Genomic DNA, 1,759 nt, shown 5'->3' with positions numbered 1-1,759 from the left:
CTGGGCCTCCTCCTGGGCCGCGACCGCCGCGTCCGCCGCGTCGACGGCGCTCCAGCGCGGCGCCGCCCCGGTGCGGACGCCGGGCGTCGGCTCGAAGCGCACCCAGCCGTCGCTGCCGAGGTACACCTCGGGCCAGGCGTGCGCGTCGCTCAGGCGCACGCGGTAGCTGCCGTCCGCCTGCGCCGTCCCCGGCAGGAAGCCCACGGACACCCGCGCGGGGAGCCCGAGGGAGCGCGCCATGAGCGCCATGGCCGAGGCGAAGTGGACGCAGTAGCCGGAGCGGCGGTCGAGGAAGGCCGCCACCGAGCCGGCGCCGGTGCCGCCCGGCGCCTCCTCGCTGTAGGTGAAGCCGCCGTCGTCGCGGAAGAAGGCCTGCAGGCGGGCCACCCGCTGCAGGGGCTCGCCGTCGCCCGCCACCTGCTCGGCCAGCTCGCCGATCTCCGGCGGCAGGTCGTCCGGCAGCTCGGTCCACGTGGTGCGGACCGAGGCCGGGGGGCCGCCCACCTCGACGAGGTCGGCGGCGTCCGGCACGAGGCGCAGGGAGCGGACGGCGTAGGTCTGCCCCTCGGTCGTGGTGGTGCCGCCCTCGCCGACGAGGTCGAGCGTGCCCGGGCGCACGCCCCAGTCGCCGGCGTCCGGCTGCAGCTCCACCGCGGTGGCGGGGTAGGGGGCGGGCAGGTACTCCTGCCGGAGCGCGGCCACCTCGACCTGCAGCACCTGCGGCACGGCGACGCCCGCGTCGACGGCCGCCCCGACGTCGAGGCCGGGCGGCTCGGGCACGCCCTCCTCGAGGGGCTGCAGGGAGGTGCCGTCGTCGCGGGGGCGCCAGGTGTCGCCGTCGAAGACGTCGACCGTCACGAGGCGCAGGGGCTCGGTGGCCGGGCCGCCGCCTTCGAGGCGGTAGGTGAGGGCCGTCGCGTCCGAGCGCTCGCCGAGGTCGTCCGCCAGGCTCAGCAGCGGGTTGACGCGGGCCCCGCCAGGCCCGCTGCCGGCGGGCCCGCCGCCCCAGCCCTGCGCCCCGAGGAGGCCGGTGCCGCCCCAGGGCCCGAGGGCGGGCACGACGACGGCGGCGAGCAGGGCGACCGCCGCCGTCCCCGCGACGGCCACCAGCGACGGGCGGGGGCGGGTCGCCCGACCGCCGCCGCGGCGCCACCGGGTGGCCGTGCGCCCCCAGCGCCCCTCGCGCCAGCGGCTCTCCGCGCGCAGGAGGAGGAGGTAGGGCACCGCGGCGACGACGAAGGCCGCCACGGGCAGCCCGGTGCGCTGCAGCGCCGCGGCGGTGGCGACGAGGGCCAGCAGCGGCGCGCCGGCGGTGCTCACGCGCCCGAGGCGGACGGCCAGCACGTCGACCGCCACCGCGACGGCGCCGACGCCCCCGACGACGAGCAGCCGCAGGCCCGGCGGATCGGCGACGGGAGGCAGCGAGGACCGGACCACGGCCATGCCCTCGTCGACGAGGAGGCGCCCCGACGCGAGCGCGGCGGGGCCGGGCAGCAGCCCCAGGACGCCGCTGCCGGGGGCGTAGAGGGCGGTCAGGACCATGAGCGCCGCGAGGACCTGCGCGCCGGTCCGGACGAGGGCCGACGACGTCAGCGCGTCGAGGACGACGCCGACCAGGCCGACCACGACGACGACGAGGACGGCGTCGACGAACCAGCCGGGCCCGTCGACGAGCGGCAGCAGCGAGAGGGCCGCGGCGAGGACGGCCACGCCGGCGAGGAGCGAGGGGGCGCCCGGCGGCACGCCCTCGCGCCCACCG

General features: G+C 79.8%; 1 protein-coding gene. It reads right to left on the bottom strand.

Annotation, left to right across the window (positions count from 1 at the left end; genetic code table 11):
• The coding region (locus HLB09_RS16545; protein ID WP_171204396.1) for a transglutaminase-like domain-containing protein at window positions 1-1,759 on the bottom strand (1,759 nt) is incomplete at both ends.

Source organism: Pseudokineococcus marinus, assembly GCF_013004605.1.
In the GTDB taxonomy this organism is placed as follows: domain Bacteria; phylum Actinomycetota; class Actinomycetes; order Actinomycetales; family Quadrisphaeraceae; genus Pseudokineococcus; species Pseudokineococcus marinus.
Note: the sequence above shows the minus strand (reverse complement) of the source record. Positions and strands in the feature narration are given on the sequence as shown.